Genomic DNA, 17,215 nt, shown 5'->3' with positions numbered 1-17,215 from the left:
GTAAAAAATGGCAGCCGGAATTGGTTGCCATTTTTTTATCTACTATTTTGTAAATTATTAAGATTGAAATCTTTTTAAATCTTCTAAAAAAATGGGCCAGATAGTATCTTTAAACTGACTTCTGAAAAAGCCAAAATGACCTATGTCTTTTACGCCAAATTCTTCTGCTTTTAAATGAATTCTGCTTACTTCAGATTTTTTAAATTTGGAAGCAATCCAATCAATTGCCGATACAGTGGCATAAAAATCGTTGTCGATACTATAAGATTTAATGCTACAGTTTATTTTATCGTAATGTTCTATTGCATTTTCGATGCAGTCAAAATGATAGTTGGGTTTCTTGCACCATTTGGCCCATTCAATCGCCATTCCTTTCGGTAAATCTTCCATTCGGGTGAAGTGACTGGAAGGGAGATAATTGAAGATTTTAGTAAAAGACGGTATAATTGCATACCATAAAAACTGCATTTTTAATCGGTCAAATCCTTTCCAGTGTATCCAGCTTCCGGATTGTGATGCCACCATTACAATACCATCAAATAAATTATTGGAAGGAACTAAACCTATTAGCTGACCGCCAATACTATGTGTGATCACAAATAACTTATTGTCAGGATTTTTCTCTTTGACATATTGGACTACCGTTTCGAAATCATTTTTGGCCCAATCGGAAGCGGTTGTTTTAAATTTAGAAAGCGGTGTGGACTTTGAGTCGCCAATTCCGCCATAATCAAAAGTAAAAACAGAATAATGATTTTCGGAAAGATACGTTGCGAAATTGTAATAATAATTTTGTTTAACACCGGTTGCCGAAGCTATAATCACACAATTGTCGCTCGGAGTTGTGGACTTAAATTCTGTTACAGCTATAGGGTATTGTAAAGGGGTGTCGATTTTTATTGCATTCATAAATGTATAATTATAGAATGTAATAAAAGTATCATTTTAAAGTCATTTGTCAAACGCGAATCACAAAATGTTCTTTTTCCTGTTCGTATCTAAAAAATACAAATCCCCATTGAAAAGTATCTATGGTAACTTTTACTTTTGGATGATTTTGGATGATTCCCCAGGCTTCTTCCATTTCTTCTGACCAATGAATGTCGTCAAAGATCCAAACCGAATCATTATTGATTGTTGGTAATAAAAGCTCAAAATATTCCAGAGTTGCTTTTTTAGAATGATTACCGTCGAAATAGATTAAATCGAAGTTTTCAGTCTCCGTTTTGAGTCTCAATTGAATATCCCGAAGATAGTTTTCAAATTCTGTTACAATTGAATTTACATTAGAACAATCAAACTCCGTAAACTGATTTTGAGCAACATTTGCTGTATTTGGACAACCTTCTAATGTAATAACTTTTGCTTTTGGATTCCCTAAAGCCAGAGCAGCAGTTGCCAAACCTAATGATGTTCCAATTTCTAAAACATTTTTAGGCTGAAAATAATTGGTTACACGAAATAACAATTCAGCCCGTTTTGGAGAGATTCCTGCTGTGGAAGCAATTTTTGAGATTTGCCTGCTGTTGGATTTAAAAACTTTCGAACCCGCTCCAAAATCCGTTACTTCAATGAAGTTTTTATTTTCTAAAAGTGATTTTCGATATTTTTTTAGAATTAAATATTCCGGTTTTGGTTTCCTGTCGTAAAAACATTTCGTCAATAGATGGAATACAAACGGAGAATGAACAGCATGCTCGTTTTTAGAATTCCAAAGAAATTTGAGATATGATTTTATTGTATGTAGCATTTTTTTGTTTTGCAGAGATTCGCAAAAAACTTTCTGCAGCTCGCTTTTTTCGCGAATCTCTGTGTAATTGTATGAGTATTTGATTCTAAATTAAAGCCCTTAGTTGATCTTTGTCAGAGCTTTGAAGGATCATTTTGTCAATTGGTATTTACTTGTTTACTTTTAGTAGTTTAATATCAAAAATAAGAACAGCGCCTCCTGGGATTCCATCAGTTCCGCCACTTCCGTAACCTAAATGAGACGGAATTAATAAAGACCCGATTCCACCTTCTTTGAAGTAAGGAATACCTTCTGTCCAGCCTTTAATTACTCTGTCCAGCGGAAAAGAAATTCCTTCGGTTTTACTTTTATCAAATACTTTACCATTGGTAAAATATCCTGTATAAGCTACAGTTACATTAGAGGAAGCAGTAGGTTGGGCTCCTGTTCCGGGCTCGTTGATAATATAGTATAAACCTGTAGTGCTTTTTGTAGCATTTAATTTGTTTTTGGCAATATAGTCCGTAATCTCTTTTTCATTTTCAACAGTATAGTCTGTTTTTTTATTTTCTTTATCACTATTGCAAGAGATGAATAATGTCAATGCAAGTAGTGAAGTTAAAAGGTATTTCATAGAATAATAATGTAATATGGGGTTAATAAAGTCGCTAATATAAAAAACACTATGTTTTTTTTGTTACACAGAGATTCACAAAGAAAAACAAAGATTCACAAAAAAAATAAAGCTCGGTGTAGCTCTGTGTTTCTTCTTTGTGAATCTTTGCGGAATAACTATCCTTCAATCTTGGCCGAAAGCTCAAACCAGCGTTCTTCTTTTTGATCTATTTTGTTGATGATATTTTGTAATTCGTTTGCCTTTTTCTCGATATCAGCATCTGCAACTTTTCCGTCAGAGAATAATTGTTCGATTTTAGTCTTTTCGATTTCTAAATCTTTGATTTCCCTTTCCAGTTTCTGATATTCTTTCTGCTCGTTGAAACTTAGATTTCCGGTTGGATTGTTTTGCTTCCAGTCTTTCTTTTCGGCCTTGTTTTCTTCTTTTTGCGCCACATCGGCACTGTCTTCGTAAGCTCTGAAATCAGAGTAGTTTCCGGGGAAATTTTCGATTTCACCCTGTCCTCTGAAAACAAATAAATGATCGACAATTTTATCCATGAAATAACGGTCGTGCGAAACTACCAGTAAACATCCCGGATAATCCAAAAGAAAGCTTTCTAAGACGTTTAGCGTCACAATATCTAAATCGTTTGTAGGCTCATCTAAAATTAAAAAGTTAGGATTCTGAATCAGAACCGTACACAAATACAAACGTTTTAACTCTCCACCACTTAATTTGTCAACGTAATCATATTGTTTTTTGGCGTCAAAAAGAAAACGCTCCAATAATTGTGAAGCCGATATAATTTTGCCTTTGGCTAACGGAATATACTCTCCGTATTCTTTAATAATATCGATAACTCTTTGTCCCGGTTTCGGATTGATTCCGCTTTGCGTATAATAACCAATTTTGATGGTATCGCCTTTTACAACGCGGCCACTGTCCGGTGGAATTGTTCCCGTAAGAAGATTTAGAAAAGTAGATTTTCCGGTTCCGTTTTTACCAATAATTCCAATTCTTTCACCACGCTGAAAATCAAAACTAAAATGATCGAGTATAATTTTGTCTTTGAATTTTTTAGAAAGTTTGTGAAGCTCAATAATTTTGCTTCCCATACGTTCCATATTAATTTCAAGTTCTACTTTATTTTCTTTACGACGGCTTTGTGCCTTTTCTTTGATCACGTAAAAGTCATCCTGACGAGATTTTGACTTTGTAGTTCTTGCCTTAGGCTGACGGCGCATCCATTCCAATTCTTTAACGAATAAGTTTTTGGCTTTGTCAACACTGGCATTTTCAGAAGTAATTCGTTCTTCTTTTTTCTCTAAATAGTAGGAGTAATTTCCTTTGTATTGGTATAATTTTCCGTTGTCTAACTCGATGATTTCGTTACAAACACGCTCTAAAAAGAAACGGTCGTGCGTTACCATAAAAAGCGTAATGTTTTCTTTGGCAAAATAACTTTCCAGCCATTCGATCATTTCCAGATCTAAGTGGTTGGTTGGCTCATCCAGAATCAATAAATCAGGACGATTGATTAAGATGATCGCCAAAGAAAGACGTTTTTTTTGTCCACCCGAAAGATTTTTTACTTTTAGTTTAAAATCCTCCAGTTTTAGTTTGAATAAAATCTGTTTGTATTGTGTTTCAAAATCCCACGCATTGTGCTGATCCATTCCGTCAAAAGCTTTTTGGTAAGCTTCTTCGTCATTTGGGTTCTCTAATGCTTTTTCATAAGCCTCAATGATCTTAAGCGTCTCATTATCGGAAGCAAAAATGCTTTCTTCGATAGTTAACTCATCTTGTAGATTATTGTCCTGAGAAAGAAAAGCCATTCGGATGCCTTTTCTTAGAACTACCTGTCCTGTATCGGGTTCATCCAAACCATTGATAATGCTCATAATGGTCGTTTTTCCGGAACCATTTTTTGCGATGAAGGCAATTTTTTGATCTTTATTGATTCCAAAAGAGATGTTTTCGAATAAGGTTTTTTCGCCAAATGATTTGGATATGTTTTCTACAGATAGGTAATTCACTTTGTATATTGTAAGTTATAAATTATGAGTTATGAGTATTTTAGAAAACATAACTTTTTGCAAAAGTAAACTTTTATCTTACGATTTGCGAATTGTTAATCTTATTTAAGTTGACTAAGACAAACTTAATTACTTAGATTTGTGATCAAAATTGTTTTATGTACTCGATATTCAATGCAATAATTTGCGGTGCAGCATTTTTACTGACATTTATAATTTTTGTAAATCAAAATAAGATCAATATAAAAGCCAATCGCTGGTTTGGATCTTTTATCGGCTGTATTTTTTTAATCTTACTTGAAAATGTTATTGTAGACGGCAAAATACTCAGAGAAGATGATATTCTGAATCAATTAATAAACATCTCCAGTTTTGTTGTTGCTCCGGTATTTTATCTAAGTGTGAGCTATTATATCGAGCCCGTTAGAAAATGGAAAGCAATGGATTGGTTTCATTTTTGTTTTGCTTTTCTAATAGTTCCCCTTCTTGTTATTTCCTGTTTTATTGATAATGAAACCGAGCCTGCCGATGTTAGCCCGGAAGCTGTACAGAATATTGAAGCGGTATTTAATTTTATTTTCAGTTTATATGTTTTGGGATATTGTTTTTTGGCTCACAGAAAAATTATAAAACATGAAAAAACGATCCGGCTTTTAAATTCTACTTCTGAGAATCTGGATTTAAAATGGCTGAAAAATATTATTGTCGGCGTTATTTTTATCACGATTTTTTGGATTCTGGATATTGTGTTTCAAATTTCGGAGGGAAATAAAACTTTTGATATTGTAACAAGTTTGATCTACTTTTTAAGTATTCTTTACATCACGTATTACTGGCAGAAGCAAAAAGAAATTTTCCCTTATTCATTAAAAGAAAAAGAAGAAATAGAAATTATTATTGTGGAAACTACTCTGCCGGAAAGCAAAAGAAAACAATTACTGACTCCTGAAGAATTGGAAGAACAAAAAAGCAGGTTATTACAATTAATGAATACCGAAAAGCTTTTTCTAGACTTTGATTTGAGTTTGGTAAAATTGGCCGCTTCTATGAATGTATCGACACATGTTCTTTCCTATGTAATCAATAATGGATTCAATGAAAATTTCTATCAATTTGTAAACAGATATAGAATTGAAGAAGCAAAAAAACTTATGGAAGATTCTGAAATGGATCGTTTAAGTTTACTTGGGATTGGATTTTCTGTAGGTTTTAATTCAAAAACTGTTTTTAATACCACATTTAAAAAACTGACCGGACAAACCCCTTCAGAATATAAGAAACAAATAGGTTCTGCTTTATAAACCCGAACGACCGGCCTTTGTTTTTACGAGATTTTTGCTGAAAATTTTAATCTTAAAGAAATGAAATCAGCAAAAAAAAGTATTGTAAAAATGGGTCTAAGTTTATTCTTTGTATTTACTTCATGCGACAAAGATAGTGACCCTGTAAAGAATGACAATGAAACATTAAAAGAAACAAAAGTCGATTTAGGAACTCATAAAGTAGTCGCTTATTCGATTATTCGTAACACAAAATATTTGATTGTTTTTGAATCCGGACTTGGAGACGGACATTCGGTTTGGGACGAAAAAAAAATACCGGCACAATTAAACGCCAAATTAGATATTGTAAGTTATGACAGAGCTGGTTATGGGAAATCTGATAAAGATTCAAAACCAAGAAATATAAATCAATTAAGAAGTGAACTCGAAACTGTAATTAATAATTTTTCGAATGGTAGAAAAGTTATTCTTGTCGGACATTCGCTTGGTGGAATGATTATTAGAGATTATGCGGTTAAAAATCCCGATAAAGTGGCGGGATTATTATTTATAGATCCATCACATGAATATTACAATCAGCTTTCGCAAGAGGAAGAGGATATGATTTATAATGTTTTTAAAGCCAATTACGGGGTAAATTCCGGTGGAGCACTTGAAGCGAGAGAATTGATCGAGGATTCTCAGTATATGGCAACACTTTCTCATTTGCCAAATATTCCTGTAATTGTAATTTCATCTTTAAAAGTAGATGAATCTCATTCGGCATCAGACAGGGAAGATTGGTTTAAAGCGCATGAATTATTAAAATCCGGAGTTACTGATTTTACTCACGTCTCGACTACAAAATCCGGACATTACATTATGATCGATGAGCCAAATTTGGTAATTGATAATTTTAATTTGCTTCTGTCCAAAATCAAATAGAAAACCTTTTGCGGGATTTTTTTTTAATACAATTGCAGTGTATAAACCAAATCTCGCAAAGGTTTTATTGGTCTCAAAGTTAGGGTTAAAATCGGCAGTCCTTGATAGTAATGCGAAAGAATACAATGTCTTGAGCCGAAAAAAAATCGAGAAAAAATGGACTAGTTTTTCAGATGTAAATATTGGAATTAGATAAAAAAACTAATCATTTTATAGCCAATATCCGTTAGTCCTGCGCCGTAGGGCTAACGGATATTTACATTAATGAGACTTTATTAAAATTTATAATTATGGATGCAGATATCTTCACTAGTAGAACCATCTGAGCACTCCATAAAATGGTGAAACATTAAGCAAAACCGATCTATATGTCAATTCATTTTTTTTTTTTTGATAGCATACCCTACAGGTTTTATAAATATTCTGCCTCATCATAGTTATGTGTTAAAAGATACCAATTATTACATTAAAAGACCAAGTAATACATTTAAATAAGAATCAAGTTTCTCTGTAGTTAAATTCGCTCTTTTTTGGAGGTGTATTTAAGGATATTCTAAGTATTATTATTTAGAACCCTCAAAGCAATATATAACTAATGTGAAAATTTTCATGAAGAAACTTTATTTTTTTATACTCTGTTTTTCATTAGCTATTACTTCTTTTGGATATGGTTTTAATAGTAACATTGCCTTAAGTGCCCCTCTTTCAGTAGCTCCTGGTGTCGATTTTAGCTTCACCAATGACAACTCTTGTTCAGGTACCCTTATTGCATTTACTTCGGCTGTAAGTGGTAATGGCCCTTTTCAATATTCTTGGGATTTTGGAGACGGAAAAACTTCAACCAGTATTAATCCCACCCATACTTTTGAAGCGTTAGGTTGTGGAATACAAAGTTTTATCATAAAAATGACCGTTACAGATGTCAATGGTGAAGTAAGTGTCGTCTCAAAAACTATTTTAGTAAAACAGAAGCCAAATTTAAGATTTGTAAACTTAGATAACTCAGGAGCATCTTTTGAAAAATGTGGAGATAACCTGAATCCTAAATACACGATTAATGTTGGCAATATATCTAATTCAGTATCATGTATTTCATCCTATAATGTGGATTGGGGAGACGGAAGTTTAGAAACCAATATTACTTTTCCTAAAAAGCACGACTACTTAAAATTAGGATCTTATAAGATGGTGATTACCGGAATGGGAGTTAATGGCTGTAATAATTCTGCAATCTATATAGTCAATAATTCGACGAGTCCAAAGGGAGCTCTTATAACTCCGGGTAATACTACTAATTTATGTCTTCCGGTTGATACAATGGAATTCGCAATAGCTTCGTGGGGTTCTAATCCATCAGATACAAAATATGAAATTAATTTTGGAGACGGTACCACTGAGAAGTATAGTCAAAAAGATTTAGAAAGTTCCATGCAATATAATTCTGCGAACCCTCCGGCTTCTCTAAATTTTCCTGTATTACATAAATTCACAAAGTCAAGCTGCCCATTAGGAAATACGGTCAGCTTAGATATAACGACAGGATGCGGACGCAGTACTCTTACAGTAGGTCCTATTATTATATTAGACATTCCTAAAGTAGATTTTGCCATTAATGCTATCTTATGCTCTAATAGATCTATAATATTTACCAATGAATCTAGTGCAGGATACGGTAATAATTGCAGTACTGCAGGTATTTACACCTGGGATTTTGGAGACGGAATTATTTCAAATGAAGTTAATCCGGTACACATATATACAACACCGGGTAGCTATACCATTAAATTAACAGCAAGAACACCTTGTGGCGCAAGTAATGAAGTCACAAAAACAGTTTGTGTTGAGCCTCTATTGCAACCTCAATTTACCTATAGTAATGCATGTGCTTCGAAAGATGTTATTATTACAAATAATACAGATGCAAGTCAGGGATGTGGTATTGAAAGTTATAATTGGGAAGTTCTAAGATATAGTGAAGGATTTTGCGGGAATTCAGCAGCATGGAATTTTGTAAACGGAACCAATGCTTCGTCTAAGAATCCGGTTTTTAATTTTGCAAATCCGGGAACATACGCTGTACAGCTAACTACTAAGAACGCATGTGGAATTTCCCAGTCTGTAACAGAAATGATACAAGTAAAAAAACCTCCTGTAGTTACGCTGAATCCTGTTCCTGATTATTGTAATTCTATAACTATTAATCCCGTTGCTACTGTAGATCAAAAATGTTCTCCGGATTCAGAAATCAGCTATCTCTGGAGTTTTCCCGGAGCTACACCTTCTTCATCTGCATCACTTAATCCCGGGGCAATAAATTATGCCAACAGCGGTAATTATACCATTACATTCAGTGTAACTAACAGTTGCGGGACTACTACAAAAACAACTCCTTTTTCAGTAGCTTTAACCCTTAAGCCTATTATAAGTTCAAAGACAGTAAAGGTATGCAGCAAAAACACCTTTCAGGTTACACCCGTCACCAACACAACAGAAAATGTACCAATAGGGACTACCTATGTATGGTCTGAACCTGTAATTTCTCCTGCCGGATCTGTAAGTGGTGCAAATGCACAATCCTCGCCAAAAGACAATATTAGTCAGACTTTAGTAAATAATACCGACACTCCGGCGACAGTAACTTATACAGTAACACCTATGTCAAAGGCTTGTACCGGAGCAAATTTTACAATAACAGTTACGGTCGATCCATTAATAGAAGTAATCGAAACTGTAAAAAACAGTACCTGTTTTGGGGCAAATAACGGTTCTATTGATCTGAGTGTAGAAGGAGGTGTTCCTTTTGTAAACGTAAATCCGTATACATTCCTATGGACAGGCCCTAATGGTTATACAAGTACTAATGAAGATATTTCGGGCTTAAAACCCGGTGACTATATTTTAAACGTAACGGATAATGGTAATTGCCCCTTCACAAAGACTTACAAAGTTACTGAGCCGGAATTATTTCAATTTTCGGCAGTTAAAAATGATATAAGCTGTTTTGGTTTAAATGATGGAAATATCAGACTATCGGTTAAAGGAGGGATGCAACCTTACACCTATGTGTGGACAAAAAACGGAAATCCTTATCCAGAAACTGCTGCGTATATCAATAATCTAAAACCAGGAACTTATGAGGTGGTAATTACAGAAGAAAACAACTGTAACATACTTAAAGGAAGTTATACAATCGAAGAGCCTTCCGTATTAAAAGTAAATCTGATCAAACAAATGAATATTTTATGTTATGGATCTTTTACAGGTGAAATCGAAATAAATACAACCGGTGGAAGACTTATTGAAACTTCTTCAGGAGTGTTTGATTACAAATATAATTGGACAGGTCCAAATGGCTTTACAAGTAACCTTCAAAATTTGAAAGATTTAGCTGCAGGGACTTATAATCTGATTGTTACAGATAAATCAGGTTGTACAGATCATTTGCAAGTCGTAGTAACCCAAAATGCAGAAATCGTTTTTAGTTACACTAAATCCGAAATATCGTGTTTTAATTCTGCAAATGCTTCTATTAGTATTGACAATATAAAAGGAGGAGTTCCTTTTACTACGGGAGATCCCTATAATATAAAATGGAGTAATTTGGGTACCGGACTTACACAAAATAATTTATCAGCAGGATCTTATATCATTACAATTACAGATTCATTAGGCTGTTCAAAAGAATCGACATTAATCATAGAAAATGCCCCTGTTTTTAGTATAAAACCGGATATTAAAGACGTTTCCTGTTTTGGCGCAAAGGATGGTTATATTCATTTAAACCTTTTAGGGGGTAAGGCGCCGCTGACTTTAGTTTGGGATGATAATTCATCAGCCGGAATAGAACGCAATAATATAGGACCGGGAAAATATAATGTTACAATTACGGATTCTAAAGGATGTGTAATAAAAGAAAGTTTTATCATTTCAGAACCTTCATTATTGGAGCTCAATGCTGATGTTTCTAACCCATTAGATTGTGCAGATGCCAATACAGGAATTATTAATTTAATTGTAACGGGAGGGAAAGCTCCGTTTACATACGCATGGTCCAATGGTGCCAAAAGTGAAGATTTAAATAAACTTCCGCCTGGAACTTATCAGGTCACCGTTACAGATGTTAATGGCTGTAAAAAATCCGGCGAGTGGAAAATTACCCGATTTGAACAACTAACACCTGCGATCGAAGTTAAAACAGATTTTAATTGTGAAACCAGGTATGTAAATCAAACATTTATAGGACATGTAAAAGGAGGAGTTCCACCCTATAAATTAAGCTGGTCTGATGGGGTTGTCACAGGGGATAATAATGAAATAATGAATACAACTAAAGACGGATTAGTTATATTTAGTGTAACAGACAGTTTTGGCTGTACTGCTGCTGTCTCTTACAATGTCAAAAAAACGGTTTTGGGTATAGCCAATTATACTACGGGTTCATACGGTAAAGATGTTTATGATATATATTCTGTTTATGACCCTATTTTGTTCACAAATTTGGCTACAGGAGATTTTATAAATACCTCTTGGGATTTTGGGGATGGTAATTTTTCTAATGAACAGAATCCAAAACACATCTATACAAGAGAAGGGACTTATAGTATTATACAGACTGTTGACTACCCTTTTGGATGCCAGTATAAATTTACGTTAACATTGATCATCAAAAAAGGATATAGCCTAATCATGCCGAACTCCTTTACTCCAAACAATGATGGTTATAATGATACATTCGCACCTGTATTTTCTGGCTTAGAGGATATTACGATTACCATTTTTGATAACTGGGGAGGTGTTATATATACCGAAACAGGAAAAAATATTAGTGGATGGAACGGGAAGATAAAAGATGTGGATGCCCAGAATGGGAATTATTATTTTAAACTCACCGCAAAAACTTTTTACAATCACACAGTAACCGAAAAAGGAGCATTTACATTAATTAAATAGAGTACTGTATGAAACTAAATCTTTTTATCATAATCCTTGCATGTTGCTTTTTTTCAGAAACAAGAGCGCAGGATCCCATTTTTACACAGTATTTCTTAATTCCGGAGACACTTAATCCCGGTTTCAGCGGGTTTAGGGAAACTACTTATGCCGGTATTATTCATAGGGAACAATGGCCGGATTTAGACCTGAAAATCGATACCGATTACGCCTTCATTAATACTTGGAATGAAAATATGAACAGCGGTTATGGATTGAGTGTTTTAAATCAAAGACAAAATTTAAACCAATATAATTATACACAAATTAATGGGAATTATGCTTATAAAGTAGAGCTTAATGACACCTGGACTTTTCGACCGGCAATTGAAGTAGGTTTTGGGTTAAAATCATTCGGTTTTCAAAATCTATTGCTTGAAGATCAGATAAACATAAAAACAGGTGTAATTAGCCCAACTTCAATTGATCCAATACTAAAAAATGATAAAATCAATTTTTTTGATGTATCGGCAGGAATGGTTTTCAATACCGAAAGTCTATGGATTAGTTTAGCTATGAAACATCTTAACAGACCAGATATATCTTTTACAACAAACGGAAACGCGCGTTTAGACTCTTTCTTTTCGTTAAGTTCAGGTTACGAATTTCTATTGGCTGATTATATAGATGCAGTATTTCTGCCGTATGAAACCAAAATGCTTATTACATCAAATTATATGCAGCAAGGGCGTTATAATCGATTTGATATAGGGACATCCATCTTATTTGAAAAAATATATTTTGGAGTAACAGCAGCTACTAACCCTTCAAAAAACGGTATCGGGAATCAATTACTGACTTCAATAAATTTCTTGACAGGACTACAGTACGAAAAACTGAAATTAGGTGTTTCTTATGATATGAATACCTCCAAAATTGGAAGAACAGGTGGTGTTTATGAGGTTTTATTAACTTATCAATTTGATTCCTATACAAAATGTTTCGGCTGCCCCCATTAAACAAAGAAGGAATCGTTTCAATTTTCATTGATTGTAAAACCGAAAGAGATATTACTTGTGAATTATTGATGAAGATAGAAACTTAGTACAGAACTCAAATCAAAATAATGAAGCTGCTGGGGTACATAAAGAATTGGTTTTCGAACAAGGGATTCATTGGTTAAATAGTAATACAAACCGTCATGAGTTGCAATTCCTTCTATTTGATGAAAGGGTAGTTTTAACTTAATCCTTCGTTTGTTTCCCGACAGAAAATCAGTGTTTTTGAAATCGTATAAAAGATACAAAAAGGGTTTGCCAAGTTTAGAGTACCCACAAAGAACAATTGTTTTTTTAGACGCTATATAAGTCGCTCCGGTTACGAGACCTTTTGTGTTTAAGGTGTGTTTTAGTCGTGCAACGTGAGTACCCGAATGGTTTGGCAAAACGTAAATATTGGTTTTAGAGGTTTTCCACTGTTTGGTAAACAAATAAATACTGTCTTTGGACACGATGAATGCCTCGCAGTCAAAATTAGCAGTGTTTGGTTTTTTTGCAGAAAAATCAGTTTGGTCGGCGTAGTGAAAGGAAATTTTTTCAATTGCCGGATTTTCTTCCAAGAACGATTTTTTCTCTATTTTTAAGATGTTTAGATCGGTTCTGTTACCGGAGTAGTTATTTCCAAAATCACCAAGGTATATAAAAGAGCTGTCTTGTGAAATCTCTTCCCAGTCGTGATTGACGACTTGTTTCAGAATAATTTTTTTTTGAATTTTTCCCACTGAATCCAATCCGTAAATTGTGGTGTCGCGATCATCGTTGTGCGTCCAAAGCAACTTGTTGAAAGCAATTAACCCTGAGGTTTCTTTGACAGAATCACTGAGAAGTTTAGAATATTGAGGCTTTAAATAGATATTCTTATAACTGCAGCTTCCGTCGTTAATTGTTGCACTGGGGTTGTAATTTTTAGAAAGAGGATCTGTACAGCCTGAAACCTGCGCATGGGCAAAGGGTAGAGTGAGGAAAAAAAATAAAATTATCTTGATCATGGCCTGCAATATTGAATTTGCATAGTATAAAAGTAAACTTTTAAAGATAGAGTTTAAATAATGCTGAAAAATATAATTAAAAGACTATTTTGCACTATCAATTTTTAACTGATTTTTAATCAGGTTTTATTTCGCTTAAAGTAAGGATAAGTCCAAAGTATGGAAATTTTACAGAAACTGTCGCATTATCGTTTTTCGCGCTATTTCAAGCTTTTATTTGTTTGCGTTGATGTTGTATTGCTAAATCTGGCAACAGTACTTTCTGCACTGACAAGGTTTGGCAGTTTAGATAAGCTTTTATTAAAAGAAGAGCGTACTGTTTCATTATTGGCAATTTTAATTTGGGTAGCCTTATTGTTTCAAAATGATTCCAATCGAAGCGTAAGAGTAGAACCTATCGAATCAATATTGGTCAGAACTGTTAAGAAGTTAGTGATTCACGCTGCTTTGATTTCTATTTTTGTGCTGTATCTCAAATACAACGATATTTCAAGGCTCAGACTGCTTTCTTTTTATCTGATTTTTTTCGGATTACTAATGATCTCGCGCTATTTGTCCATGAAACTTTTAAAGTACATCAGAAGTCGTGGGTATAATTTTAAAACATTTGTCATTGTAGGAGCAAACGAGTCGGGAGAAAGAATGCGTAAGATACTCGCAAAAGATCTGACTTATGGTTATAAATTTTTAGGCTTTTTTGATGAGAGCAGCAGTCACTCAATTATTGATTCTACTTCAGTGTTAGGTAATTTTAATGCTATTCATAAATTTGTAGTCGAAAGAAAGGTCGACGAAATGTATGTGGCACTGCATATTGATCAAATTGAGGTTATTAATAAACTTACACAGATTTGTGAGCAAAACATGGTGCGTATTAAGTTTATTCCCGATTTTCAGCAGTATACGAAGTCCAGTAAGGTAGAAGTAACGTTTTATGAAAATACACCGGTTTTGATGTTCCGAACGGAGCCCTTGGAGTTTGCCGTGAACCGACTGATCAAAAAAGTATTTGATGTTGTTTTTTCGCTTTCTGTAATCTTATTGGTGTTTCCGTGGCTGTTTCCAATTATTATGCTGATCATTAAAATTGAATCGCCGGGACCTGTATTTTTCAAGCAGGAAAGATCGGGGCGCGATAACCGGTCGTTTATGTGTTATAAATTCAGGAGTATGCGTGTTAATCGTCTGGCTCATAAAAAACAAGCCGAAAGAGGAGATAGCCGTGTCACGAAATTTGGCTCGTTTATTCGTAAAACAAGTATTGATGAATTGCCGCAGTTTTTCAATGTTTTCTTAGGTGATATGTCGGTTGTAGGGCCGAGACCTCATATGGTGAATCTCGCTAAAGAATACAGCGATTTGATTAATAATTATTTAGTGCGTCAGTATGCCAAACCCGGAATTACCGGCTGGGCACAGGTCAATGGTTATCGTGGTGAAACCAAAGAGTTAATCGATATGGAAAACAGAGTTGAATATGACATTTGGTATATCGAGAACTGGAGCCTGATGTTGGATATTAAAATCATTATAAAAACGATCATCAACATCGTAAAGGGAGAAGAAAACGCCTATTAGTACGCTCTAGAATTTAAAAAACTGATTGTTAGCAATGACTTCTTTTAAGTTGGCAATACTGTCAATTTTTATTTTCTGATCAAAAGCTCTGATGTGATTCATGTGGTGCACATCGGTTGCGGTAAAATCATACATTCCCTTTTTAAGAAGTTCTTCAGCGGTTTTACAAATATATTCTCCATAATAACCCACTACAGCCAACAAATTTAATTGAAACAAACAGCCCGCTTTTTTTAGTTTCTGATATTCATTAAAATCTTTTCGATAGTATAAATAACGTTCCGGATGTGCCAGAACCGGAATATATCCTGCTACCTGTAGTTCAAAAAGAGTTTTATACAAGTGAATAGGAGCGTTTTGATAGGAGATCTCTACCAGTACATAATTATCTTTTAAGGTGAGAAGCTTTTCATTTTTAAAATGATTTTCAAACCAATCATCGATAAAATATTCTGCAGCAGCCTGAAAAGGAATTTGAATGTGGTTTTCCTCCAATAAAAGTTTAGTTTCTTCCTGTTTTGCGGTAATAATCTGAGCCGAATTATTCCAGACATAATGATTGATATGCGGAGTGGTGATAAATTGCGAAACTCCCATTTCCTGAAACGCACGGACAAGCTTTATAGTATCGGTTATGGTTTTTGCTCCATCGTCAATTCCGGGTAATACATGTGAGTGAATATCAACGTAAGGATCAGACAGCAGATCTTTTAAAAGAGGTTTTGATTTAAAAAAGGATAACATGTTGCAAAAGTATGCAAATAAGAAGAATTTGTGACGGATTAATTTTAATGCAACTATTACAATTGGTCATTTCATAAATATATTATATTTGAGATTCTTAAAAATCTAACCATTTATGAAAGTAAAAGAAAATTTATACAATCAAAGGATCATTTCGATAGACGCTTTACGCGGAATCACAATTTTTGTTATGATTTTTGTAAATGAATTGGCCAGCGTTGTAAATGTCCCTCAATGGATGAAACACATGCCGGCAGATGCTGATGGAATGACTTTTGTAGATTTGGTTTTTCCGGCTTTCTTGTTTATTGTTGGAATGTCAGTTCCGTTTGCATTTAATGCCCGATTGATTAAAGGAGATAGCGTAAGAACGATTTGGACACATACCTTAAAAAGAGCTTTGGCTCTCATTATTATGGGAGTCTTTATGGTCAATGCAGCTGAAGGTTACGATGCTGCGAAAATGATAATTTCACCTGCATTTTGGGGATTTCTGGCCTATGCAATGCCAATTCCAATTTGGAATAAGTATGCCAAAAACTTTCCTGTTTGGTTAAAAAACACACTTCAATACGGAGGAATAGCAGTGCTGATAACGCTTTACTTTTTATATGTTCAGACTGATGGTACTATTGGGATGACGCCTCAATGGTGGGGGATTCTGGGGCTAATTGGATGGGCGTATCTTATTTCAGTAATTTATTATTGGCTGGTTTCAGGCAAATTGTGGGCAATGATTGTTTTTCTGATACTATGTGTTTTTCTAAACTCCGCTAATTTGACCCAAAGTTTACATTTACCGGAAGGACTGCGTTTTATCGCCGGACATTTAACACACGCCACCTTGGTAACGGCAGGAATAATAATCTCATTATTGTTTTTTGATCGAAAAATCGAAAAGAAAATCAACTGGCCTGTAATTGGGTTCATAGCATTATTTTTCTCATTCGGATTTTTTCTGCGTCAATATTATGGAATTTCAAAAATACAGGGTACTCCTGCCTGGACATTGCTGTCAGCCGGAATTTGTACGGTTTTGTTCTATTTTCTGTTTTGGCTGATGGAAGTTAAAAAACAAAGCCAATGGAGTAATTTTTTTATGCCCGCTGCTGCAAATCCACTATTGATTTACATTTTACCGGGTGCTATTTATTATTTCTGCAAAGCTATGAATATTCATATTATTCCGGGTTATTTTCGCGAAGGAGTTCCGGGGATTATCTGGTCTTTAGTTTTTTCGACCATTATGCTGTTTGTAATGAAAATCTGTAACAAGTACAAAATTCAGCTGCATTTGTAGAGGGAAGGGATTTGCAAGTTTCAGGT

Annotated in this window: 12 protein-coding genes; 6 read left to right on the top strand and 6 right to left on the bottom strand. The window is 34.4% G+C overall.

The genetic code is table 11. The features are described from left to right. Positions 1-57: 57 nt before the first annotated feature. From OLM58_RS02285 to OLM58_RS02270, 4 genes are all read right to left on the bottom strand, one after another. Positions 58-909: an alpha/beta fold hydrolase gene (locus OLM58_RS02285; RefSeq protein ID WP_264531045.1), complete on the bottom strand. Its 852-nt coding sequence runs from the start codon at positions 907-909 to the stop codon at positions 58-60. Between the two features lie 49 nt (positions 910-958). Then, complete coding sequence (locus tag OLM58_RS02280; protein WP_264531044.1) at positions 959-1,750, bottom strand: O-methyltransferase; 792 nt, start codon at positions 1,748-1,750, stop codon at positions 959-961. Between the two features lie 148 nt (positions 1,751-1,898). Further along, positions 1,899-2,363 (bottom strand): FKBP-type peptidyl-prolyl cis-trans isomerase, encoded by a 465-nt coding sequence (locus tag OLM58_RS02275; protein ID WP_264531043.1) that lies wholly within the window; start codon positions 2,361-2,363, stop codon positions 1,899-1,901. A gap of 158 nt (positions 2,364-2,521) precedes the next feature. Next, positions 2,522-4,384 carry an ABC-F family ATP-binding cassette domain-containing protein gene (locus OLM58_RS02270; protein WP_264531042.1) on the bottom strand — a complete coding sequence of 621 codons (1,863 nt, stop codon included), beginning with the start codon at positions 4,382-4,384 and terminating at the stop codon, positions 2,522-2,524. Between the two features lie 158 nt (positions 4,385-4,542). On the opposite strand from OLM58_RS02270, the gene OLM58_RS02265 reads away from it, so the two are divergent. From OLM58_RS02265 to OLM58_RS02240, 4 genes are all read left to right on the top strand, one after another. Next, on the top strand, positions 4,543-5,685 hold the full coding sequence (locus OLM58_RS02265) for a helix-turn-helix domain-containing protein (protein WP_264531041.1): 1,143 nt from the start codon (positions 4,543-4,545) through the stop codon (positions 5,683-5,685). Between the two features lie 60 nt (positions 5,686-5,745). Further along, on the top strand, positions 5,746-6,591 hold the full coding sequence (locus OLM58_RS02260; protein WP_264531040.1) for an alpha/beta fold hydrolase: 846 nt from the start codon (positions 5,746-5,748) through the stop codon (positions 6,589-6,591). Positions 6,592-7,200: 609 nt separating this feature from the next. After that, positions 7,201-11,541, top strand: a complete 4,341-nt coding sequence (locus OLM58_RS02245; RefSeq protein ID WP_319802362.1) for a PKD domain-containing protein — start codon at positions 7,201-7,203, stop codon at positions 11,539-11,541. Positions 11,542-11,549: 8 nt separating this feature from the next. Then, a complete protein-coding gene (locus tag OLM58_RS02240; RefSeq protein ID WP_264531039.1) occupies positions 11,550-12,539 on the top strand; it encodes a PorP/SprF family type IX secretion system membrane protein in 990 nt (329 codons plus the stop codon). A 62-nt stretch (positions 12,540-12,601) separates the two neighbouring features. On the opposite strand, the gene OLM58_RS02235 is transcribed toward OLM58_RS02240, so the two are convergent. Continuing rightward, positions 12,602-13,567: a T9SS C-terminal target domain-containing protein gene (locus tag OLM58_RS02235; protein WP_264531038.1), complete on the bottom strand. Its 966-nt coding sequence runs from the start codon at positions 13,565-13,567 to the stop codon at positions 12,602-12,604. A gap of 159 nt (positions 13,568-13,726) precedes the next feature. On the opposite strand from OLM58_RS02235, the gene OLM58_RS02230 reads away from it, so the two are divergent. After that, positions 13,727-15,145: an undecaprenyl-phosphate glucose phosphotransferase gene (locus OLM58_RS02230; RefSeq protein WP_264531037.1), complete on the top strand. Its 1,419-nt coding sequence runs from the start codon at positions 13,727-13,729 to the stop codon at positions 15,143-15,145. A gap of 6 nt (positions 15,146-15,151) precedes the next feature. Here the strand turns inward: OLM58_RS02230 and OLM58_RS02225 are convergent, their stop codons facing one another. Beyond that, positions 15,152-15,889 carry a tyrosine-protein phosphatase gene (locus OLM58_RS02225; protein WP_264531036.1) on the bottom strand — a complete coding sequence of 246 codons (738 nt, stop codon included), beginning with the start codon at positions 15,887-15,889 and terminating at the stop codon, positions 15,152-15,154. 115 nt (positions 15,890-16,004) lie between these two features. Here OLM58_RS02225 and OLM58_RS02220 point away from each other — a divergent pair, with 115 nt between their 5' ends. Then, the gene (locus OLM58_RS02220) at positions 16,005-17,189 is read left to right on the top strand and encodes a DUF5009 domain-containing protein (protein ID WP_264531035.1); all 1,185 of its coding nucleotides are present in this window, start codon (positions 16,005-16,007) and stop codon (positions 17,187-17,189) included. The last annotated feature ends 26 nt before the right edge of the window (positions 17,190-17,215 follow it).

This window comes from Flavobacterium sp. N502540 (assembly GCF_025947365.1).
GTDB lineage: Bacteria > Bacteroidota > Bacteroidia > Flavobacteriales > Flavobacteriaceae > Flavobacterium.
This window is presented reverse-complemented; position numbering and strand designations above follow the sequence as displayed.